Origin of the sequence: Bradyrhizobium sp. BR 10289, from assembly GCF_019455385.1 — a bacterium.
Taxonomy (GTDB): Bacteria; Pseudomonadota; Alphaproteobacteria; order Rhizobiales; family Xanthobacteraceae; genus Bradyrhizobium.
Window position 1 is genome coordinate 1 of record NZ_JACOFR010000019.1, and the last position, 21,199, is coordinate 21,199.

The 21,199-nt window shown below is 64.8% G+C and carries 22 protein-coding genes; 12 read left to right on the forward strand and 10 right to left on the reverse strand.

Features of this window, described 5'->3' with window-relative positions:
• The 4 genes from HYH08_RS26270 to flaF all read left to right on the forward strand — a co-directional run.
• Window positions 1-1,073, forward strand: a 1,073-nt coding sequence (locus HYH08_RS26270; protein ID WP_220012734.1) for a DUF1522 domain-containing protein, incomplete at its 5' end; no start/stop codon positions are given.
• Between the two features lie 324 nt (window positions 1,074-1,397).
• On the forward strand, window positions 1,398-3,680 hold the full coding sequence (locus HYH08_RS26275) for a DUF1522 domain-containing protein (RefSeq protein ID WP_220012735.1): 2,283 nt from the start codon (window positions 1,398-1,400) through the stop codon (window positions 3,678-3,680).
• 232 nt (window positions 3,681-3,912) lie between these two features.
• Entirely contained in the window at window positions 3,913-6,222 is a 2,310-nt protein-coding gene (locus tag HYH08_RS26280; protein ID WP_220012736.1) for a DUF1522 domain-containing protein, read from the forward strand.
• Between the two features lie 288 nt (window positions 6,223-6,510).
• Window positions 6,511-6,879, forward strand: a complete 369-nt coding sequence (flaF, locus tag HYH08_RS26285) for a flagellar biosynthesis regulator FlaF (RefSeq protein ID WP_220012737.1) — start codon at window positions 6,511-6,513, stop codon at window positions 6,877-6,879.
• A 158-nt stretch (window positions 6,880-7,037) separates the two neighbouring features.
• Here the strand turns inward: flaF and HYH08_RS26290 are convergent, their stop codons facing one another.
• The 4 genes from HYH08_RS26290 to HYH08_RS26305 form a co-directional block, all read right to left on the reverse strand.
• A complete protein-coding gene (locus HYH08_RS26290; protein WP_220012738.1) occupies window positions 7,038-7,397 on the reverse strand; it encodes a hypothetical protein in 360 nt (119 codons plus the stop codon).
• Between the two features lie 159 nt (window positions 7,398-7,556).
• The gene (locus tag HYH08_RS26295; protein WP_220012739.1) at window positions 7,557-8,054 is read right to left on the reverse strand and encodes a hypothetical protein; all 498 of its coding nucleotides are present in this window, start codon (window positions 8,052-8,054) and stop codon (window positions 7,557-7,559) included.
• Between the two features lie 11 nt (window positions 8,055-8,065).
• Complete coding sequence (flgJ, locus tag HYH08_RS26300; protein ID WP_220012740.1) at window positions 8,066-8,449, reverse strand: flagellar assembly peptidoglycan hydrolase FlgJ; 384 nt, start codon at window positions 8,447-8,449, stop codon at window positions 8,066-8,068.
• Window positions 8,449-9,573 (reverse strand): flagellar basal body P-ring protein FlgI, encoded by a 1,125-nt coding sequence (locus tag HYH08_RS26305; RefSeq protein ID WP_220012741.1) that lies wholly within the window; start codon window positions 9,571-9,573, stop codon window positions 8,449-8,451. Before HYH08_RS26305 ends, flgJ begins: the two co-directional genes overlap by 1 nt.
• Window positions 9,574-9,844: 271 nt before the next feature.
• Here HYH08_RS26305 and HYH08_RS26310 point away from each other — a divergent pair, with 271 nt between their 5' ends.
• A complete protein-coding gene (locus HYH08_RS26310) occupies window positions 9,845-10,258 on the forward strand; it encodes a flagellar assembly protein FliX (protein ID WP_220012742.1) in 414 nt (137 codons plus the stop codon).
• 201 nt (window positions 10,259-10,459) lie between these two features.
• On the opposite strand, the gene HYH08_RS26315 is transcribed toward HYH08_RS26310, so the two are convergent.
• Window positions 10,460-10,831 (reverse strand): winged helix-turn-helix transcriptional regulator, encoded by a 372-nt coding sequence (locus tag HYH08_RS26315; protein ID WP_220012743.1) that lies wholly within the window; start codon window positions 10,829-10,831, stop codon window positions 10,460-10,462.
• Between the two features lie 125 nt (window positions 10,832-10,956).
• Between HYH08_RS26315 and HYH08_RS26320 the strand changes: the two genes are divergently transcribed.
• Both HYH08_RS26320 and dksA read left to right on the forward strand, forming a co-directional pair.
• Window positions 10,957-11,568 carry an NAD(P)-dependent oxidoreductase gene (locus HYH08_RS26320; RefSeq protein WP_220012744.1) on the forward strand — a complete coding sequence of 204 codons (612 nt, stop codon included), beginning with the start codon at window positions 10,957-10,959 and terminating at the stop codon, window positions 11,566-11,568.
• 214 nt (window positions 11,569-11,782) lie between these two features.
• Window positions 11,783-12,148 (forward strand): RNA polymerase-binding protein DksA, encoded by a 366-nt coding sequence (gene dksA / locus HYH08_RS26325; protein ID WP_008554760.1) that lies wholly within the window; start codon window positions 11,783-11,785, stop codon window positions 12,146-12,148.
• A 291-nt stretch (window positions 12,149-12,439) separates the two neighbouring features.
• On the opposite strand, the gene HYH08_RS26330 is transcribed toward dksA, so the two are convergent.
• Window positions 12,440-12,814, reverse strand: a complete 375-nt coding sequence (locus tag HYH08_RS26330; RefSeq protein ID WP_220012745.1) for a winged helix-turn-helix transcriptional regulator — start codon at window positions 12,812-12,814, stop codon at window positions 12,440-12,442.
• Between the two features lie 113 nt (window positions 12,815-12,927).
• On the opposite strand from HYH08_RS26330, the gene HYH08_RS26335 reads away from it, so the two are divergent.
• Window positions 12,928-13,956: an SDR family oxidoreductase gene (locus HYH08_RS26335; RefSeq protein ID WP_220012746.1), complete on the forward strand. Its 1,029-nt coding sequence runs from the start codon at window positions 12,928-12,930 to the stop codon at window positions 13,954-13,956.
• Between the two features lie 84 nt (window positions 13,957-14,040).
• A complete protein-coding gene (locus HYH08_RS26340) occupies window positions 14,041-14,820 on the forward strand; it encodes a 2-keto-4-pentenoate hydratase (RefSeq protein WP_220012747.1) in 780 nt (259 codons plus the stop codon).
• Window positions 14,821-15,130: 310 nt separating this feature from the next.
• On the opposite strand, the gene flgH is transcribed toward HYH08_RS26340, so the two are convergent.
• The 4 genes from flgH to flgF are packed head-to-tail and all read right to left on the reverse strand — an operon-like array spanning window position 15,131 to window position 18,633.
• Complete coding sequence (gene flgH / locus HYH08_RS26345; RefSeq protein WP_220012748.1) at window positions 15,131-15,895, reverse strand: flagellar basal body L-ring protein FlgH; 765 nt, start codon at window positions 15,893-15,895, stop codon at window positions 15,131-15,133.
• Window positions 15,896-15,898: 3 nt separating this feature from the next.
• Window positions 15,899-17,053 (reverse strand): flagellar basal body P-ring formation chaperone FlgA, encoded by a 1,155-nt coding sequence (flgA, locus tag HYH08_RS26350; protein ID WP_220012877.1) that lies wholly within the window; start codon window positions 17,051-17,053, stop codon window positions 15,899-15,901.
• A gap of 13 nt (window positions 17,054-17,066) precedes the next feature.
• Complete coding sequence (gene flgG, locus HYH08_RS26355) at window positions 17,067-17,855, reverse strand: flagellar basal-body rod protein FlgG (RefSeq protein WP_220012749.1); 789 nt, start codon at window positions 17,853-17,855, stop codon at window positions 17,067-17,069.
• 16 nt (window positions 17,856-17,871) lie between these two features.
• The gene (gene flgF / locus HYH08_RS26360) at window positions 17,872-18,633 is read right to left on the reverse strand and encodes a flagellar basal-body rod protein FlgF (RefSeq protein WP_220012750.1); all 762 of its coding nucleotides are present in this window, start codon (window positions 18,631-18,633) and stop codon (window positions 17,872-17,874) included.
• Between the two features lie 386 nt (window positions 18,634-19,019).
• Between flgF and fliL the strand changes: the two genes are divergently transcribed.
• The 3 genes from fliL to HYH08_RS26375 are packed head-to-tail and all read left to right on the forward strand — an operon-like array spanning window position 19,020 to window position 21,193.
• Window positions 19,020-19,520: a flagellar basal body-associated protein FliL gene (gene fliL / locus HYH08_RS26365; RefSeq protein WP_220012751.1), complete on the forward strand. Its 501-nt coding sequence runs from the start codon at window positions 19,020-19,022 to the stop codon at window positions 19,518-19,520.
• Window positions 19,521-19,550: 30 nt separating this feature from the next.
• Window positions 19,551-20,750 (forward strand): flagellar motor switch protein FliM, encoded by a 1,200-nt coding sequence (gene fliM / locus HYH08_RS26370; protein ID WP_220012752.1) that lies wholly within the window; start codon window positions 19,551-19,553, stop codon window positions 20,748-20,750.
• On the forward strand, window positions 20,747-21,193 hold the full coding sequence (locus tag HYH08_RS26375; protein ID WP_220012753.1) for a DUF6468 domain-containing protein: 447 nt from the start codon (window positions 20,747-20,749) through the stop codon (window positions 21,191-21,193). The genes fliM and HYH08_RS26375 overlap by 4 nt, the downstream gene beginning before the upstream one ends.
• Window positions 21,194-21,199 lie beyond the last annotated feature (6 nt).

Consider the following 21,199-nt stretch of genomic DNA (forward strand, 5'->3'; position numbering starts at 1 on the left):
CGGCCACCACGGCTGACCTGTTGAAGGCGATCGACCTTGCCACCGGCGTGCAGACGGCGACCAACGCGAGCGGCACCGCGACGGTGACGACCGCGACCGGCCAGACCGCTTCGTCGATCAACGCCTCCGGCCAGCTCAAGATCTCGACCGGCGTCAACGCCGATCTCGCGATCACCGGCACCGGCAACGCGTTGTCCGTGTTCGGCCTCGCCGGCAACACCGGCACCGCTTCGGCCTTCACCGCGGCGCGCAGCTCGGGCACCGGCGGCATCAACGGCAAGACCTTGACCTTCACCTCCTTCAACGGCGGCACCGCGGTCGACGTCACCCTCGGCGACGGCACCAACGGCACGGTCAAGACGCTCGATCAGCTCAACACCAAGCTGCAGGCCAACAACCTGACGGCGACGATCGACGCCAACGGCCTGCTGACGATCTCCTCGACCAACGACTACGCCTCTTCGACGCTCGGTTCGGCCACGGCCGGCGGCGCGATCGGCGGCACGCTGACCTCCGCGATCAACTTCTCGACGGCCTCCGCGCCGGTCCAGGATTCGGTCGCTCAGACCAGCCGTGCGAACCTCGTCAGCCAGTACAACAACATCCTGAACCAGATCGACACGACGGCCCTGGACGCGTCCTTCAACGGCGTGAACCTGCTCAACGGCGACCAGCTCAAGCTGGTGTTCGACGAGACCGGCAAGTCGAACCTGAACATCACGGGTGTGACGTACAACTCCAAGGGTCTGGGCCTGGCCTCGCTGACCAGCGGCGTCGACTTCATCGACAACGCTGCGACCAACAAGGTGCTGTCCAAGCTGAATGATGCCTCGAGCACGCTGCGCTCGGAAGCGTCGACTCTCGGCTCGAACCTCTCGGTCGTGCAGGTGCGTCAGGACTTCAACAAGAACCTGATCAACGTGCTGCAGACCGGTTCGTCCAACCTGACCCTGGCCGACACCAACGTCGAAGCCGCCAACAGCCAGGCCCTGTCGACCCGCCAGTCGATCGCAGTCTCCGCGCTGTCGCTGGCCAACCAGTCGCAGCAGAGCGTGCTCCAGCTGCTCCGCTAATCGCGGACGACATCGCAAGCAGAGTAGGGCGGCGGGGCTTCGGCTCCGCCGCTTTCTTTTTGGCCCATGCGATCGCGAGGGGCCACCGGGAAGCTCGAGAAAGTAACCGCCGGTTATGGTTAATGGTGCGTAAGCGCGCCGAAATGCCAATGATTTCAGTTCGATCGCCGACGCGTTCGAGCCTCTCGCGCCGGTTATGGTGAACCGGCGCTTATATGGGCAAGGCTCGTTTCACCCTTTGTTAGCCATGTCGGGGCAGGCTGTCCCCGTCACTCGATCCAGAAGCGATCGAACGAAGACGCGTAAACCAGAAGGGTAAGAGTTATGTCCGGTATCGTTCTCTCTGCGTCGGTTCGCCAGAACCTGCTGTCTCTCCAGTCCACCGCCGATCTTCTCGCCACCACACAGAACCGTCTGTCGACCGGCAAGAGCGTCAATTCGGCTCTGGACAATCCCACCAACTATTTTACGGCCCAGTCGCTCGACAACCGCGCCAGCGACATCAACAACCTGCTCGACAGCATCGCCAACGGCGTGCAGGTGCTGCAGGCTGCCAACACCGGCCTGACCTCGCTGCAGAAGCTGATCGACAGCGCGAAGTCGATCGCCAACCAGGCGCTGCAGACCACGGTCGGCTATTCCTCGAAGTCGAGCGTATCGACCACGATCGCAGGCGCGACTGCTTCGGATCTGCGCGGCACCACGAGCTATTCGAGCGCTTCGGCATTCAGCAACGTGCTGTACACCGGCGCTGCCGGCGGCACGACTCCCGCCTCGTCCTCCACCAAGCTTGGTGGCGTCTCGGGCGTGCTGACGGGCACCGCGCTGAACGACAACCAAGCCACTCCGGCTGCTATCTCCGCGACCACCAAGCTGTATGGTGACGGTCTGGCGGCTGGCACCGCCGGTCTGAGCGATAACACCACCACGCAATTCGTCGACGGCGCGAGCTTCACGGTCGCCGGCCACACCATCACCTTCAAGGCGGGTGCGATTGGTGCTGCCACTGTTCCGAGCGGTTCCGGTGTCAGCGGCAACGTGCTCACCGATGGCAGCGGCAACTCGACCATCTATCTCGGTGCGGCCGGTGCCAACTCGGCAGCCACGGTTGGCGACGTGCTGAAGGCAATCGACCTCGCCAGCGGCGTGAAGACCGCAGCCAACTCGGGCGGTGTCGCGACGGTGACGACCACCGCCGGTCAGACGCCGTCGTCGGTCAGCGTCGGCGGTTCGCTGCTCGTGCAGTCCACGACGGGTGCCGATCTCGATGTCACTGGTGCGGCCGACCTGCTGCACGCGCTCGGCCTGACGGCGGCAACCGGTGGCGCCGACGCGACCGCGACGGCAACCCGCACTGCCGGTACCAACACGCTCTCCACCATCCTTCAGACCAACTCGTCGCTGAACGTCGACGGCCATGTCATCACCTTCAAGGATGGTGTTGCGCCTGCTGCGGCGAACGTTCCGACCGGCTCGGGCGTCAGCGGCAACCTTGTCACCGACGGCAACGGCAACTCGACGATCTATCTCGGGGGCGCCACCACGGCTGACCTGTTGAAGGCGATCGACCTTGCCACCGGCGTGCAGACCGCGACCAACGCCAGCGGCACCGCGACGGTGACGACGGCCGCTGGCCTGACCGCATCTTCGATCAACAGCTCCGGCCAGCTGAAGATCTCGAGCGGCGTCAATGCCGACCTCGCGATCACCGGCACCGGCAATGCGCTGTCCGTGTTCGGCCTCGGCGGCAACACCGGTACGGCCTCGGCCTTCACCGCGGCGCGCAGCTCCGGCACCGGCGGCATCAACGGCAAGACCTTGACCTTCACCTCCTTCAACGGCGGCACCGCGGTCAACGTCACCTTCGGCGACGGCACCAACGGCACGGTCAAGACGCTGGATCAGCTCAACTCGCAGCTCCAGGCCAACAACCTGTCCGCGACGATCGATGCCAACGGCCTGCTGACGATCTCCGCCTCGAACGACTACGCGTCCTCGACGCTCGGTTCGGCCACGGCCGGCGGTGCGATCGGCGGCACGCTGACCTCGTCGCTGACCTTCACCACCGCTTCGACGCCGGTGCAGGACGTGGTGGCGCAGTCAACCCGCGCCAACCTGGTCTCGCAGTACAACAACATCCTGAACCAGATCGACACCACCTCGGTCGACTCCTCGTTCAACGGTGTCAACCTGCTCAACGGCGACCAGCTCAAGCTGGTGTTCGACGAGACCGGCAAGTCGAGCCTGAACATCACGGGGGTGACCTACAACTCCCGCGGCCTGGGCCTCGCCTCGCTGGTCGTCGGCGTCGACTTCATCGACAACGCCGCCACCAACAGGGTGCTGACCAATCTGAACTCGGCGTCCAGCACGCTGCGTTCCGAGGCCTCGGCGCTCGGTTCGAACCTCTCGGTCGTGCAGATCCGTCAGGACTTCAACAAGAACCTGATCAACGTGCTGCAGACCGGCTCGTCCAACCTGACCCTGGCCGACACCAACGTCGAAGCCGCCAACAGCCAAGCGCTGTCGACCCGCCAGTCGATCGCGGTCTCCGCGCTGTCGCTGGCCAACACTTCGCAGCAGAGCGTGCTCCAGCTGCTCCGCTAATAAGCGACTGAAATTACTGGAAAAATTACGGCGGCGGGGCTTCGGCTCCGCCGCTTTTTTATTGGCGCGGAACCCCGTGCGATACCGGGGGAGTACCCGCTAACCCCGCATTAACCCTGTCTCTTAAACCGCCGTTAACCATACTTTAAAGGACACCCCCTAAGACTGGACAAAAGCCCGCTTTCCAGACCGCGCGGCCGATTCGTATCCGGTTCAAGAGGAAGTCTCGCCAATGTCCAACATCGTTCTCTCGGCGTCCGTTCGCCAGAACCTGTTGTCGCTGCAGTCGACGGCCGACCTGCTGGCCACCACGCAGCAGCGCCTTGCGACCGGCAAGAAGGTCAACACTGCGCTGGACAATCCCACCAACTTCTTCACCGCGCAGGGGCTCGACAACCGGGCCAGCGACATCAGCAACCTGCTCGACGGCATCAACAACGGTGTGCAGGTGCTCCAGGCCGCCAACACCGGCATCACCTCGCTGCAGAAGCTGATCGACAGCGCCAAGTCGATCGCCAACCAGGCGCTCCAGACCACGGTCGGTTACTCGACCAAGTCGAACGTCTCGACCACGATTCCGGGCGCGACGCCCGCCGATCTGCGCGGCACCACCAGCTATGCCAGCGCGGTTGCCAGCAGCAACGTGCTCTATACCGGCGCACCCGGCGGCACCACGGCCGCGACGTCCGGCACCAAGCTCGGCGGCGTTGCCGGCGTCCTGACGGGGGTTCCGGTCCAGGACAACCAGGCCACCGGCGTCAACATCACCGCGACCACCAAGCTTTATGGCGACGGTCTGTCGGCCCCCAATGGCGGTCTCAGCACCGCGGCCACCACCCAGTTCGTCGACGGTGCGAGCTTCACCGTGAACGGCCACACCATCACCTTCAAGGCCGGCGCTGCCCCCAACGTCGTGGGCTCGCCCAACACTTTGCCCTCCGGCTATGGCCTCGACAGCTCCGGCACGCAAAGCGTCGCGACGGACGGCAACGGCAACTCCGTCATCTATCTCGGCTCCAGCGCCACCAACTCGGCCGCGACCGTCGGCGACGTGATCAAGGCCATCGACCTCGCCAGCGCCACGCGCAGTGCGACGATCAGCGGCGGCGTCGCCACGCTTAACGCCAATAACACCGGCCAGACGCCGTCCAGCATCACCGGCGGTGCGATCTCGCTCGAGAGCTCGACCGGCGGCGATCTCAACGTCACCGGAACGGCCGACCTGCTGCATGCGCTCGGCCTGACCAGCGCGACGGGCGGCGGCAACACGACGCTGACGGCAGCCCGCACCGCAGGCGCAGGCACCCTGTCGGGTCTGCTCCAGACTGGCTCGACGCTGAACATCGACGGGCACGTCATCACCTTCAAGGACGGACCGAAGCCCACGGCCGCGGCGACCGGATCGGGCGTGACCGGCAATATCGTCACCGACGGCAACGGCAACTCGACCGTCTATCTCCAGACCGCCACGACCGCCGACCTGTTGAACGCGATCGATCTTGCGACCGGCGTGCAGACGGCGACGATCAACCAGGTCAACGGCACCGCTACGCTCGCCACCGCGACCGGCCAGGTCAACTCCACCATCGCGGCCAGCGGCGCGCTCAAGATCTCGACCGGCATCAATGCCGACCTCGCCATCACCAGCACCGGCAACGCGCTGTCCGCGCTCGGCCTTGCCGGCAACACCGGTACCGCTTCGGCGTTCACTGCGGCGCGCACCTCCGGCGTCGGCGGCATCAACGGCAAGACCCTGACCTTCACCGCCTTCAACGGCGGCACGCCGGTCAACGTCACCTTCGGCGACGGCACCAACGGCACGGTCAAGACGCTCGACCAGCTCAACAACCAGCTTCAGGCGAACCACCTGACGGCGACGATCGACGCCAACGGCCTGCTCACGATCACCACCGTCAACGAATACGCCTCCTCGACGCTCGGTTCGGCGGCTGCAGGCGGCGCGATCGGCGGCACCATCACCAGCGCGCTGACCTTCTCGACCGCCCAGCCGCCGGTCCAGGATCCCGTCGCGCAGACCGCGCGCTCGAACCTCGTCAACCAGTTCAACAACATCCTGGCGCAGATCGACACGACCTCGCAGGACTCCTCCTTCAACGGCGTCAACCTGCTCAACGGCGACACGCTGAAGCTCGTCTTCAACGAGACCGGCAGCTCGACGCTGAGCATCAACGGCGTGGTCTTCAACGCGGCCGGTCTCGGCCTCTCCAATCTCGTCAACGGCGTCGACTTCATCGACAACGGCGCCACCAACAAGGTGCTGACCAGCCTGAATGCGGCCTCGAGCACGCTGCGCTCGGAAGGCTCAGCGCTCGGCTCGAACCTCTCGATCGTGCAGGTGCGCCAGGACTTCTCCAAGAACCTGATCAACGTGCTGCAGACCGGCTCGTCCAACCTGACGCTCGCCGACACCAACGAGGAAGCGGCCAACAGCCAGGCGCTGTCGACCCGTCAGTCGATCGCGGTCTCGGCACTGTCGCTGGCCAACCAGTCGCAGCAGAGCGTGTTGCAGCTACTCCGCTAATCTCGCGGCGCAAGATAACTGATCGAGACAACACGGCGGGGCTGATGCTCCGCCGTTTTTATGGAGATCGCTAAGGCAGGATTAGCCGAGATTGATGCGCATCGTGCGAGGCGTGTTTACAGCATCCATGTGCGCATCTAACTTTCGTGGCGAAGGACTCCGTGACCCGTAATAATCCGGAGTGCTTCCAAGCAGGCACGTAAGCAAATCTTAAGCGGTGCTGCCTAGGGTTGGGAAAGAAATCCTTAAGCGCGTTCAACGGGCTAGGTAACCTCCAAGGTGTGATTGATGTCGAATTCTGCTGCCTCGGCCTACGCGCGCGTTGCAACGACGACTGCCTCTCCTCGCGACATCGAAGCGCAGACCCTGCTCAAGGCGGCCAACAAGCTCCAGGACGCGGTCAACAATGCCGATCCGCTCAGCGAGCAGACGATGCATGCGCTGATGTTCAACCGTAAGCTCTGGACGATCTTCCTGAGCGAAGCCATGCGCGACACCAATCCGCAGCCGCTCGACGTCCGCCAGAAGATCGCGAACATCAGCGTGTTCGTGCTGAGCCAGACCGCCGCGCTGCAGATGAGCCCGCAGTTCGATCACTTCCGTCCGCTGATCGAGATCAACCGGAACATTGCCGCCGGTCTGTCCGGCCGTCCGTAACAAGCGGACTGCCTGCGCATCTGCCGATCGCATGCGAAGTGGGCGCGGGTCGATATCGGCGAGGCGAGAGTCAAAAAGCCCAGGTCAAAAACATCAGGACCGGGCTTGCGACCGGTTGACCTGTCTCGACATTGCTGCTGCCGCGCGACGCCTGATGGTCAGGCGCTGAGGTCCGTGCTCAGCGGACGCGAGGGCTGCGACTTCAGATCCTCGGCATGGAAATAGGCCCGCCGGCGCAGCATGGCTTCGTCGGGGAACTGGTTGACCACCGCGTCGGTCTTCTCGTTGACGACCTGGAAGACGAAGGACGCCGCCGCCTGGTCGAACACGACTTGTCGCGAAATATTCTCGTTGCTCGGCAGATCATTGCGCACGGGCGCGCTGATGTCGCTTGCGGCGACCGTCTGGCTCACCGGCAAATCAGTCTGCACCGCCTCGTTCGCCGCCGAATTCGACGTCGTTACGATCTGCGCGGGGGCCGGTATCCCCACCGGCCTGATGCTGAAATCTGTACTCATGGCAGCCTCCTGGTTGCCTCAATTGAGTCAAATCCCAACCCCTCTCAATGCGCAACCATGGAACACCAGGTTTGAAGACCCGGTAACGAAACGTGGCTAACCGCAGGGCGACATCGCCGCGCGGTTTTTCGTAAAATTGTCGGTTGTTTTCGCGTTCGCTCAGAGCGAGCGGCTGACCGCGAGCGGGGTGATGTGGCGTGGACCGGGAGTCGCGCGGCGGCCTGCAGCGGTGTAGGTGTTCGGCACGTTGCGCTTCTGGATCTCGGCGTTGACGCCGCGCACCACGCTCTCGGACACCGCGTGTGCGGTCGCGAGCACGGTGAGATTGACCTGAAGCATCGCTCGGAACGCATCGTGGTGCCGGTGCAGCGTCGAGAGCAGCTCGGGCGCGGATTTCGCGAGCTGGGGCTGGTTGGCCTTCAATTCGCTGACGGCGACCACATAGTTCTTCGACAGTTCCTGCTTCTTGCTCTCGAGTGTCATCGCCTCGCGGACCTTGCCGGCGCGGACCAGCTCGGTCTCGCGCTCGATCAAAGCGAGCAGGGCGTTCATCGCGTCCATCAGCTGCTCGGCGACCTTGCGCGCCTCCGCGCTGCCGGGCGCACTGTTCGGACGCTGCGCTTGCACCGGCTGGCGTGAGGCGTTGAAATGGTTCATCTCGTTGGACCTTATGCCGTACGAAGAGTGGTTTTCGCCTGCTGGATGATCAGCGTGCGATAGACGTCGCGGGCGACACCCACGCCGCCCGCATTTGCGAAATTCTTGGAATATTGCTCGGTCAGCATCGAGCGCCACACGCCGGTGCCAGGCGTGTCGCCGAACGGGCCCTCGCCCTTGAGGCCGGATGTCATCTGCGCGAACATGCTGTTGAGGAACATCGCCTCGAAATCGGTGGCGGTCTTCTGCGCCTTGGACTGTTGTTGCGGCGAGACCTTCTGCAGCGCGGCGGCGAGCTCGAAGTCGGGGCGGCCGTTGCGGCTTTCCACGGAGAAGGCCGGGTTCGACGAGGCGGCGAGGGCGGCGCGCGCGGTGCTGATGGTGCTGGTCTGCATCACATCACCTCGATATCGGCTTCGATCGCACCGGCGGCCTTGATCGCCTGGAGGATGCTGATCATGTCGCGCGGACCGATGCCGAGGCCGTTGAGGCCGTCGACGAGCTGCTGGAGCGAGACGCCGTCCTTGACGAGCGCCAGCTTCTTGCCGTCCTCGGTGACGGTGACGCTGCTGCGCGGCGCGGTCACGGTGCGGCCGCGCGACAGCGGGTTCGGCTGGCTCACCTGCGGGCTCTCGGAGATGGTGACGGTGAGGTTGCCTTGCGCGACGGCGACAGTCGCGACGCGCACGTCGCGGCCCATCACGATGATGCCGCTGCGTTCGTCGATGATGATCTTGGCGGCCAGATCGGGATCGACCTGGAGCTGCTCGATCTCGGTGAGAAAGGCGACGACGTTGCCCTTGAACTCCGGCGGGACCGACAGCTGCACGGTCGAGGGATCGATCGGCTCGGCGGTCTTGACGCCGAGATAGTCGTTGACGGCCGCCGCGATCCGCTTGGCGGTGGTGAAGTCGGCGTTGCGCAGGGCGAGGCGGACGTTCGGCAGGCGATTGAGCGCGAACTCGATCTCGCGCTCGATGATGGCACCGTTGGCGATGCGGCCGACGGTCGGCACGCCGCGCACGATCTTGGCGGCCTCGCCCTCGGCCTGGAAGCCGGAGATCGCGAGCGAGCCCTGCGCCACCGCGTAGACGTTGCCGTCGGCGCCAAGGAGAGGGGTGACGAGCAGGGTGCCGCCCTGGAGGTTTTTGGCATCGCCGAGCGCGGACACGGTGACGTCCATGCGCGTGCCCTGCGTCGCGAAGGCCGGCAGGTTGCCGGTCACCATCACGGCCGCGACGTTGCCGGTGCGGATGGTGGCGCCGCGGATGTTGACGCCCATGCGCTCGAGCATCGCTTGCAGCGACTGCTTGGTGAAGGGGATGTTGTTGAGCGTGTCGCCGGTGCCGTTGAGGCCCACGACGAGGCCGTAGCCGATCAGCTGGTTCTGCCGCACGCCTTCAATGTTGGCGAGATCCTTGATACGCGAGGTCGCGTTTGCAGACGCGACCGGGAGCGCCAGCGCTGACAGCGCGGCGCAGGCCACTGCAAGAATCCTTACCCAACGAACGCCTGGCATCCTCTGCTCCCCGAGGCCCCCAAAAATCTCGGATCAACCCCGACACTCCCATGTCGAGCTGGTCCGACGCTTTCCTTGCGAGCGCTGTGCCAACCCGGAGCAGTGGAGCTAGGCGGTTGAATAGGTTGAATAAATCTGTCTCGACCGATGTCAGCAGACGTTGTCCGTGAGGAGCGAAACTGCCGCCTCTCGGCAGATTTTGCCGGGCTGTTTACGCGTCGTTAACCATAAAACGGCGAATGTGGCGCATCGATCACCCGGATTCTTTCCGATGCGCATCTACGGACCGAATGGCACCACGCTTGGAACGCCGGCCAGCCAGGCCAGGCGGACCAGCTCCGGCACCTTCGTGCTGCCGGACACCTCGTCGGCGCAGGAGACGCGGAGCGCTGCCGCGCCGAAGGCCGCGGCCAGCCTCGACGGGCTGCTCGCGCTGCAAGGCATCGAAGAGGATCCGGTCGAGCGCCGCAAGCGCTCGGTCGCCCGCGGCAGGACTGCACTCGACGTGCTCGACGATCTCAAGATGGGGCTGCTGTCGGGCAATCTCGACGCGTCGACCGTGATGCGGCTGCGCGATGCGGCGGCGAATCTGAAATCGTCCTCGGGTGATGCGGGTCTTGATTCCGTGCTCTCGGAGATCGAGTTGCGCGTCGAGGTCGAGCTGGCGAAGGCCGGGCAGGGGTAGTCAGGTTATCCGTCACCCTGAGGCGCCGGAGCGAAGCGGAGGCCTCGAAGGGCGACGGCCCGGCTGCTTCTGCGAAGACATCAGCATTCGGCGCAACATTTCGGCCGTGCATCCTTCGAGGCTCCCGGCGCGATGCTTTGCATCGCGCCACTCGCACCTCAGGATGACGGATCTCCTGCTAGGCTGCCGCGCAGGCTTGCCTTACGCCGCTTCCTCTTCCCGCTGCGCATCGTAGCGACGCTGGGCGGCGAGGACGTCTTTCAGGTTTTGCTCGGCCCATTCGCGCAACGGATCGACGGCGCCGGCGAGCGTCACGCCGAGCTGGGTGATCGAATACTCGACCGTCACAGGCACGGTCGCGATGGCGCGGCGCCTGATCAATCCGTCGCGCTCAAGCGACTTGAGAACCTGACTCAGCATCTTCTGCGAAATGCCTTCGATCGTGCGGCGCAACTGATTGAAGCGCATCGGCTCGTCGCGCAGCAGCAACAGGATCAGCACCGCCCATTTGTCGCCGACCCGATCGAGGATCTGGCGCGTCGGGCAGTTCGCTGCATAGACGTCTGGCTTCATTGCACGTTCCCTTGCGATCCGGTTACCCCTGCGTAATCAGGTAAGCACAAAGTGCTCTCTTAACACCAGCATTCTTTTCGATATCTAGTTTATTCTAGTTACCACAGAAGCAAAGGAAGCCTTCCATGAAAATCGCAGTCGCCGGCGCCTCGGGCCGGGCCGGATCGGAGATCACCAAGGAACTGTCCCGCCGGGGCCACAGCGTGACCGCCATCGCCCGGAACCCCGAGAAGATCGCCACCTTGCCGAACGTCACGCCCACCAAGGGCGACGTGCTCGACCAGGCCGGCCTTGCGAAACTGTGGGCCGGGCACGACGTCGCCATCAGTTCCGTGCATTTCCTGGCCAGCGACCCGCACAAGCTGATCGGCGCTGCGAAGGACTCCAAGGTCGGGCGCTATCTGGTCGTCGGCGGTGCCGGCAGCCTCGAAGTCGCTCCCGGCGTGAAACTGGTCACAACCCCCGGTTTTCCGGCCGAATACAAGGCCGAAGCCGAGGCGGGCTCGGCCTTCCTCGACCTGTTGCGCCAGGAAAAGGACCTCAACTGGACCTTCATCTCGCCGTCGGCCCTGTTCATCGAGGGTGAGCGGACCGGCAAGTTCCGGCTCGGGACCGATCAGCTTCTCGCAGATGCGAACGGCAAGAGCTGGATCAGCTTCGCCGACTACGCCATTGCACTGGCCGACGAGATCGAGCGGCCGGCCCATCTGAAGCAGCGTTTCACGGTCGGCTACTAGACTTCGGCCGCCCCCACGCCCTCCAGGATAAACCTTCCTGTGCAAGGGCTTGGGGGCGGTACCCGAGGGATTAAGGAAATATTGTCTGTCACAGGAGGCCACTATATAAGGCCCGGCTCAACGGACCTCGTTTCCGTTGCGAGTCGTTGCTTAGACAGATAGGCCGCCCTTGGAAAAGTTGAAAAACTACCGACCGACCGAAAAAGAGCCTTTCATGAACGACCGGCAGAAGGAGTACTTCCGCTTGAAGCTCCTCGCCTGGAAGGATGAGATCCTCAAAGAGTCCAAGCTCACCCTGCAGGCCCTGCAGGAGGAGAACGTGAACCACCCCGATCTCGCCGATCGGGCATCGTCCGAAACCGACCGCGCCATCGAACTCCGCGCCCGCGACCGCCAGCGCAAGTTGATCGCCAAGATCGACGCCGCGCTCCAGCGCATCGAGGACAACACCTACGGGTATTGCGAGGACACCGGCGAGCCGATCTCCCTGAAGCGGCTCGAAGCCCGGCCCATCGCGACGCTCTCGGTGGAAGCGCAGGAGCGCCACGAGAAACGCGAGAAGGTCTACCGCGACGAATAGAGTCCGAGCCGCAGCGATGCGGCTCTTTGTTTTTGGACGCAAGGCGCCGTTTCGCGCCACGATCGGCATTTTGCCTGTCGCTTGCCGCCGCGTCCTTCAACGCGCGAGCGCAATCCGCGAAAAATGAATCGCGATCAATGGGCTAGAGCCCATTGTTGCGAGCTCACGTGAGTTCACATGAGAAACAGCCTTCACTTCAAGTGGGGTCAAGTTTTGCGAGTCGCATCAACGGGATCGACCCGGATGCTGAGAGGCTGAGCCAGCAGCTTCACACATCGCTGCAATCAGGCTTCATGCGGCGTCGCTGGGACGCGCATCCCCATAAAGCCTGGACCAGCTCAATATTTCCTTAAACGCCGGCAACAGGCCGTACGCCGCATCGGTAAGCTCGTATTCGACCTGCAGCGGCTTCGCTGCGACGACGGTCCGCAGGACGAGTCCGTCCTGCTCGAGCTCGCGCAACTGCGTCGTCAGCATGTGCTGGGTGATGCCGCCGATCGACCGCCGCAGCGCGCCGAAGCGAACCGCGCCGTTCATCAGCGCGAACAGGATCTCCAGCTTCCACTTCCCACCGAGCGCGCGGATGGCGCGCTTGAAGTCGGTGAGCAAAGCAGGGTCGGGGCTGCAATCGCAGTCGCCGCCGCAAACGCTGGTCAGGTTTTCCATACCGGTCTCGAAATCCGTTCTACTTGTTCCGTCAGGAGATAGGGACCAGATGCGGCCTTGGGCAGGGCGGCGGAACCGATTTCGTCCGCCCGCGCAGCGAGGGAAATTTGGCAATGAGCACCGTTCTGGTCACCGGCGGATCCGGCTTCGTCGGCATCCATGTCATCCTGCAACTCCTGGCCGCCGGCCACACGGTGCGGACGACAGTGCGCCGGCCGGACCGGCAGGCCGATGTGCTGGCGATGCTGCGCGAGGGCGGGGCGGCTTCGCCCGCGAGCCTGTCCTTCTTCACCGCCGATCTGACCGCGGATCAGGGCTGGCGCGAGGCGGTGACAGGCTGCGACTACGTGCTCCACGTCGCCTCGCCGCTGTCGACCAGTGTTCCCAAAGACGAGAACGAGATGATCGTTCCGGCTCGCGACGGCACGCTGCGGGTGCTCCGGGCCGCGCGCGAGGCCGGTGTCAAACGGGTCGTCATCACTTCATCACTGGGGGCGATCGCCTACGGCCATCCGCCGCGCGAAAAACCGTTCGACGAGACCGACTGGACTCATCTCGGCGGCGCCGACGTGCAACCCTACATCAAATCCAAGACCCTGGCCGAGCGGGCGGCCTGGGATTTCATCGCGCGGGAGGGCGGCGGGCTCGAACTGTCGGTGGTCAATCCCGCCGGCATTTTCGGCCCTGTCCTCGGGCCGGACTTTTCGGGTTCGATCGAGATCGTCAAATCGCTGCTCGACGGCGCCATGCCGGCAGTGCCGCGGGTCTATTTCGGCGTGGTCGACGTGCGTGACGTCGCCGATTTGCATCTGCGGGCGATGACGGCACCCGAGGCGAACGGCGAGCGCTTCATTGCCGTCTCGGGCGAGCCGATCTCGATCCTCGACATCGCCAAGGTGCTGCGGCGGGAGCTGGGGCCCAGCGCACGCCGGGTTCCGCGGCTCCAGGCCCCGGACTGGCTGGTGCGGCTCGCCGCGAACCGCATTCCGCTGCTGCGTGCAGTCGTGCCGATGCTTGGAAGGGTGCGACGCTCCACCAGCGCCAAGGCGAGGTCGCAGCTCGGCTGGCTGGCCCGTTCCCACGAAGAGGCGATCCTGGCAACAGCCGAGAGCCTGATCCGGCTTGGCCTGGTCAAAGGCTGAGGCCACGCGCCACCCGCGCTTGTCACGCCCCGGCGGGGATGCTGAAGTGCCGCCCGTGATTGCGTAGCGTGGGAGGCGGCGCCGATGGACAACATTCTCGAAGCCGCAAAGGCGATCGCGCTGGCGCGGCGCAACCATGCGCCGCTCGCCGCGCTCGAGGTTCCACCAGGCTACGAGGCCGAGGGCTATCAGGTCCAGCGCGCGCTGCACGATCTCTTGCTGCCGCATGTCGGGCCGCTGGTCGGCTACAAGATCGGCTGCACCAGCCAGGTGATGCAGGACTATATCGGCATCCCGCACCCCTGCGGCGGCGGCGTGTTTCAGAAGGGCGTGCACGACAGCGGTGTCAGGCTCGCGGCGTCCGATTACGTCCGCGTCGGCGTCGAGTGCGAGATCGCGGTGCGGCTGAAGCGGGACCTTGCCGCCGGCGAGGCGCCGTTCACGGCTGAATGGGTCGGCGAAGCCGTCGAAAGCTACCATCCCGCGATCGAGATCGTCGACGATCGCTATGTGAAGTGGGAGACGATGGGTGCGCCCACCCTGATCGCCGACGATTTCTTCGCCGCCGGCTGCGTCCTCGGTCCGTCCGTGCCGCGCTCGTCCTTGCCGGACCTGAAATCGGTCAAGGGCCGCGCCATCGTCAACGGCGAAGAGGTCAGCCACGGCACCGGCGCCGACGTGCTCGGCCATCCCCACAACGCCCTCGCCTGGCTCGCCAACCACCTCGCCGCCGAAGGCAAGGGCCTGCATGCGGGACAGCTGGTGCTGACGGGGAGCCTGGTGAAGACGCTGTGGCTGAAGGCCGGCGACAAGGTGCGCATGGAGCTGGATGGGCTGGGTGTGGTGGAGGCGGAGTTTACGTGAGCTTCTCTCTCCGCCCGCCAGCGCTCTCGTGCCCCGGACGCAGCGCAGCGCCTCTTCGGCGGTGCGCTGCAGCCGGGGTCCATGCAGCAGCGCGTTGTATCGCTTGCTGGGTCCCGGCTCTGCGCCGCAACGCTAACGCATTGCGGCGCGTCCGGGACACGAGAGAGACGAGCAGCGCTCCCTTCGGAGCGTGGCGCAACGTCACGCCAAAATACAGGCGGCCCTCGCCAGGGGAGCTAGCGAGGGCCGCGTCGTACATCGTCGTTCGCGCCTAGGTTCGCGAACACGATGTGGGAGCTCTTGAAGAGGTTTAGAAGGGCAGCAGCACGTCCATCACTTGCTGGCCGTAGCGCGGCTGCTGCACGTCCATAATCTGGCCGCGGCCGCCATAGGCGATGCGGGCCTGGGCGATCTTGGTGGAATCGATGGTGTTGTCGCTCTGGATGTCTTCGGGGCGGACGATGCCGGCGACCACGAGCTCGCGGATCTCGTAGTTGACCCGGATCTCTTGCTTGCCCTCGACCACGAGGTTGCCGTTCGGCAGCACCTGCGTCACCACCGCGGCGACGTTGGTCTGCAGCGCTTCGGTGCGGTTGACCGAACCCTTGCCGTCGCTGGAGGCGCTGGAGTCGGCCGTGAGGATGCGGCCGGGCAGCACCTTCTGCGCCTGCGCGCCGAGCGTCTTGGCGCCGATGAAGTCGGTGATGCCGGAATCTTCCGCGTTGGTGCGGCTGCGCTGGGTCTCGTTGGAGAGGTTGGCCTTGTCGGTGATGTTCACGGTCACGGTGAGGAGGTCGCCGATCTGATGGGCGCGCTGGTCCTTGAAGAAGGCGCGGCTGCCGCTGCGCCACAGCGAGTTCGGATTGTAGGAGGCGACTTCGGGCTTGGGCATCGGCATCTGCACCGGCTTGTACCCGGGCTGCGTCGTCGGATTGTCGATCGCCGACAATTTCGGTTGCTCGCCGATCTGCGACAGGCGGTCAATCGAGGAGCAGCCACCCAGCGCGCAGGAGGCGAGCAGCAGGGCAGAGATCGCAATGCGACGAAGACGGGAAGCCGAACTGAACGAAGACATGACTTACTCTGACTTGGCTGGAGCTTGCGAGACGCGAGTTGGCGGGATCTGGGCTTGTGCGACGTGAGCTTGAGCGGTTTGGGCCGGCGACGCCGGGGCCTGGACCAGGCTCCGGACGATGGCGGCGGTGTCGACGGGGGCGGGCGCCTCGTCGCGCTTGAGCGACGAAGTCTGCTCGACCGCGGGCGCCATCGGCGCGGACTGGCTCGCGCCCTGCACGGTGATCTGGCCGCGGCCGGTGACGACGCCGGTCAGCGTCCGCTTGGATTGCAGATTGAGCACGCTGACGGTGTCGCCCTCGGCGCCGCTCTCGATCGCCTTGCCGCGCGTGGTGAGGTAGAGGCCGGGCACCTGGTAGATGATCGTCACCGCCTGGTCGCGCTGCACGAAGTCGGGCTTGACGATGTCGGCGACGCGGATCGGCGTGCCCGCCCGCATCGGCCGGCGCAGCTGCATGCCGACGGTGCGCTCGCGCGAGGCAGCCTCGCCCGCGACCTCGGCCTTCGGCCGGCGCTCGACGGAAACGTCGGAGGACTTCAGGAGATCGGCGCGGTCGATGTCGCGCGTCAGCACGGCCACTTCCACGGTCTCGATCGCGGTGCCGGTCAGGCGCAGCTTGGTCGGTGTCGGGTTGTTGTCGTTGTTGATCTCGAAGGCGATGTCGAAACGGCCGCTGCGCGCATCGTAGCGGGTCGCGACGGGCTGGAGCGCGCCGGTGTTGGAGGCATCCAGCCGCATGTCGGCGACGCCGCGATCGAAGGTGACGGTGATGTTGGCCGCGTCGCCAAGGCCGAAGCGGTGATCGAGCGTCGAGGCGACGGCGTTCTCGAGGTCCTTGTTGGCGAGGGTGCGGGCGAGGCGGGTGACCTGCACCTCCTTGATGTCGCCGGTCATCACGCCGATCACCTGTTTTCCGCGCAACACCGACAGGACCTGCGCGACCGGCAGCGCGCCGGTGGTGCCGAGATCGGGCGAGCGATAGACCGCAATCATCGCGGCCGAGCCGGCATTGTCGATGAGATCGCCGACCCGGACCACGTCCGAGGTCACGGTCACGTTGGCGCGCAGCATCGGCGTTGCGATGCCGTCGTCGGCGGCCTGCGCGGGCAGGGCCAGCGCGAGCAGGGCAGAGATCGCGGCGATTGTGGTGCGGATCATCATCGACATCACCTCAGCGGAACAACGCCGTGGTCGATTGCATCATCTGGTCGGCGGCGCTGATGACCTTGGCGTTCATCTCGTAGGCGCGCTGGGCGGCGATCAGGTCGCTCATCTCCGAGACGACGTCGACATTGGCCTGCTCGAGGCTGCCTTGCGTGATCTTGCCGTAGCCTTCGGAGTTCGCGGTGCCGTCCTGGGGCGCGCCCGATGACGGCGTCTCGGTGAACTGGTTATTGCCGACCGGCTGCAGGCCGGCCTTGTTGATGAAGCGGGTCAGGTTGAGCTGGCCGACGATGGTCGAGGTCGAGGAGCCCGGCAGCGTTACCGAGACCTGGCCTTGCTCGCTCACGGCGAGGCCGGACGCGTTGTTCGGGATGGTCATGGTCGGCTGCACGGGATTGCCCTGCGCGGTGACGATGCGGCCCTGATTGTCCATCTGGAAGGTGCCGTCGCGGGTGTACTGATAGCTGCCGTCGGGCATCAGGATCTTGAAGAAGCCTTCGCCCGAGATCGCGAGGTCGAGGTCGTTACCGGTCTGCGACAGCGTGCCTTGCGTCATGCTGCGCGGCGTGCCGACGGTCTTGACGCCGCCGCCGATGTCGACGCCCACGGGCAGGATGGTGCCCTGGTCCGAGGCCTGCGCGCCGACGCGGCGGACGTGCTCGTAGATCAGGTCCTGGAACGACGCGGTCTGCTTCTTGAAGCCGGTGGTGCGCAGGTTGGCGATGTTGTTGGAGATGACCTGGACGTTGAGTTCCTGGGCCGCCATTCCGGTCGCAGCGGTGTGGAGCGCTTGCATGTCAGTAATCCCTCAATCAGGCCGGAACGTCGGCGAGTTTTTCGATCGCCGATTTGTGCATGTCGCTCTGCTGCTGGAGCAGGTTGGCGATGGCGGTGTAGCTGCGCATGACTTCGACCATGCGGCTCATCTCGCCGATCGAGTTCACGTTCGACTTCTCGATATAGCCCTGCTCCACCGTGGACTTGGTGGCGGGCAGCTGGGTCGCCGAGCCGGTGTCGTAGAGATTGGCGCCGAGCTTGGTCAGCCGGGCCGGATCGTCGAACGAAACCATCTTGATCTTGCCGCGGATCGAGTCCGTCTTGGCCGTGCCCTCGAGCACCGTGATGGTGCCGTCGGGGGCGACGTTGATGTCGTGGTCGGTCGGCTGGAAGGTGATCGGGCCGCCGGTGCCGAGCACGAGGTTGCCGTCGGCGGTGACGAGCTGGCCGGTGCTGTTGAGCGAGAACTTGCCGTCGCGCGTGTAGCGCTCGCCGCCATTGGCCTGCACGGCGAAATAGGCGTCGCCGGTGATCGCCATGTCGAGCGGGTTCTTGGTCATCTCCATCGGCCCCGGGCCGACGTCGCGATAGGTGCCGCGGTCCTGCACATAGGAGACCCGGCGGTCGGACCCGAGGAAATTATCCTCACGCGCGTTCGAGTTGAGGAACTCCTCGAACAGCGAATGGTCGGCCTTGAAGCCGTTGGTGTTGGCATTGGCGACGTTGTTGGCGATGACATCCATCTGCCGTTCCAACGTCATCTGCCGTGACAAGCCGATCAGAAGCGCGTTCTGCATCGGAAGATCTCCCCTGAGTGAGATCTGCTTCGTCGCTCTCCCAAGCGCCTTGGCTGACCCCGTGAACGAGGCCGTCAGGTTCTCCCAAACCCGCCGGTCCCGGTGCTCTCTCAGCGAAAGCCGTGCCAACGCAGAAAATTTAGTAACTTCAATACTTTGAAGTTTTTTCGAAGGCGCGGGCGGGCGGCAGAAAGGTTCTGTTAGCCATGTTTGCCCGGCAGATTTTTCCTAGCTGGGGCCCAATCGAAAGAAACCGTTAACCATTATTACCGTAGCGTTTGCAGTGAAGAGGAGCGCATTGCGCTGGGGCATTTGTATCGCGTCACTGTCTGCCTGGGGGCTTCGCTCTTTCGACCCGTTTAAGAGATGAGCGAGCCTGAGCGACCATGGCAGAGAATGAAGCGGAAGGCGGCGCAGCCGCCGAGGGCGCAGAAGCCGCTCCTCCCAAGAACAAGCTCAAGCTCATCATCATGGCCGTCGGTCTGCTCGCCGTCCTCGGCGGCGGCGCGGCGACCTGGTTCTTCTTCTTCCGTCACGGCGAGAGCGAGCATCATGCCGAGGCGGCGCCCCCGCCGAAGCCGCCGGCCTTCGTCGAAGTCCCCGACATCATGGTCAATCTCGCCGGCGCGCCCGGCGAGCGCGTGCAATATCTGAAGCTCAAGATCGTGCTGGAGCTGAAGGAGGAAAAGCAGATCGAGGCGATCAAGCCGACGATGCCCCGCGTCACCGACATCTTCCAGACCTATGTGCGCGAACTGCGCTCCTCCGACCTCAACGGCTCCGCCGGCGTGTTCCGTCTCAAGGAAGAGCTGACCAAGCGCGTCAACGCGGCGGTCGCCCCGATCCAGGTCAGCGCGGTGCTGTTCAAGGAAGTCGTGGTGCAGTGATGGCGCTGCGGAAGGCAACAGGCTAGCGCCATGGCCAACGAGCAAATGGACCAGGATGCGATTGCCGCCCAATGGGAGGCATCGCTCGATTCCGAGGATCCCGCGGAGGCGGCGAAGGCTGCCGCCGAAAACGAGCTCTCGGAGACCATGGCCCTGCAATGGGCGGCCATGGTCGAGGACGGCAGCCGCGATCTCGGCGCCGGCAAGAATTCCGGTGAGCGGGTACTGTCGCAGGAGGAGATCGACAACCTTCTCGGCTTCACCGTCGGCGACGTCACGCTCGATGATCACAGCGGCATTCGCGCGATCATCGATTCGGCGATGGTCTCCTATGAGCGTCTGCCGATGCTCGAAATCGTCTTCGACCGCCTGGTGCGGTTGCTGACGACGTCTCTGCGCAATTTCACCTCCGACAACGTCGAAGTCTCGCTCGACCGCATCACCTCGGTGCGCTTCGGCGATTACATGAACTCGATCCCGCTGCCGGCCGTGCTCTCGGTGTTCAAGGCCGAGGAGTGGGAAAACTTCGGCATGGCGACGGTCGATTCCAGCCTGATCTATTCGATGATCGACGTGCTGCTCGGCGGCCGCCGCGGCTCGAGCCAGCTCCGCATCGAAGGCCGGCCCTACACCACGATCGAGACCGAGCTGGTCAAGCGCCTGGTCGAGGTCGTGCTGGCCGACGCCGAGCAGGCGTTCCGGCCGCTGTCGCCGGTCACCTTCACGATCGACCGGCTCGAGACCAATCCGCGTTTCGCCGCGATCAGCCGCCCTGCCAACGCCGCGATCCTGGTGCGCCTGCGCATCGACATGGAAGATCGCGGCGGCAATATCGAGCTGCTGCTGCCTTACGCGACCATCGAGCCGATCCGGGGCGTCCTGCTCCAGATGTTCATGGGCGAAAAGTTCGGCCGCGACCCGATCTGGGAGGGCCATTTCGCCACCGAGATCAACCAGGCCGAGATCGCGGTCGATGCGGTGCTCTACGAGGCCGACATCCCGCTCAAGCAGCTGATGCGGCTCAAGGTCGGCGACACGCTGCCGCTCGACATGCGCGCCGACGCCAACGTGACCGTGCGCTGCGGCGACGTCACGCTGACCGAGGGGCGGATGGGCCGGGTCGGCGACCGTGTCGCGATCCGCGTGACGAAACCCTTGCGCAAGCCAAGTACGACACTTGCGATGTTCGAGAAGGTTGACGAGCAGAACAAGATGATGGAGGCCCCATGAACCACTCCCTGGGAATGGCGATCGAGACGCTGGTGGCTATCTTGCTGATGCTCACGATCGGCTACTGCATCCTGCTGAACAAGCGGCTGACGCGGCTGAAGGCGGACGAGCATTCGCTCAAGGCCGTCATCGCCGAGCTGATCACCGCGACCGAGATCGCCGAGCGCGCGATCGGCGGGCTCAAGCTCGCCGTGCGCGACGTCAACGAGAATCTCGGAAGCCAGCTGGCGGCGGCGACGCAGATGTCCGACCAGCTCTACAAGCAGCTCGGCGAAGCCGACAACGTGGTGCGGCGCCTGTCGAAGATCGCGATCGCCGCGCGCCCCGTCACCAATCCGGAACCGGTCGCGGCGCCCCCGGCCAAGCCGTCGTCGGCGAAGGCGGTGGCGGCTGCTGCCGAAGCCTTCTCCGAGCGCCGGCGATCCAACGGCCTTGCCGCATAAAGCCAT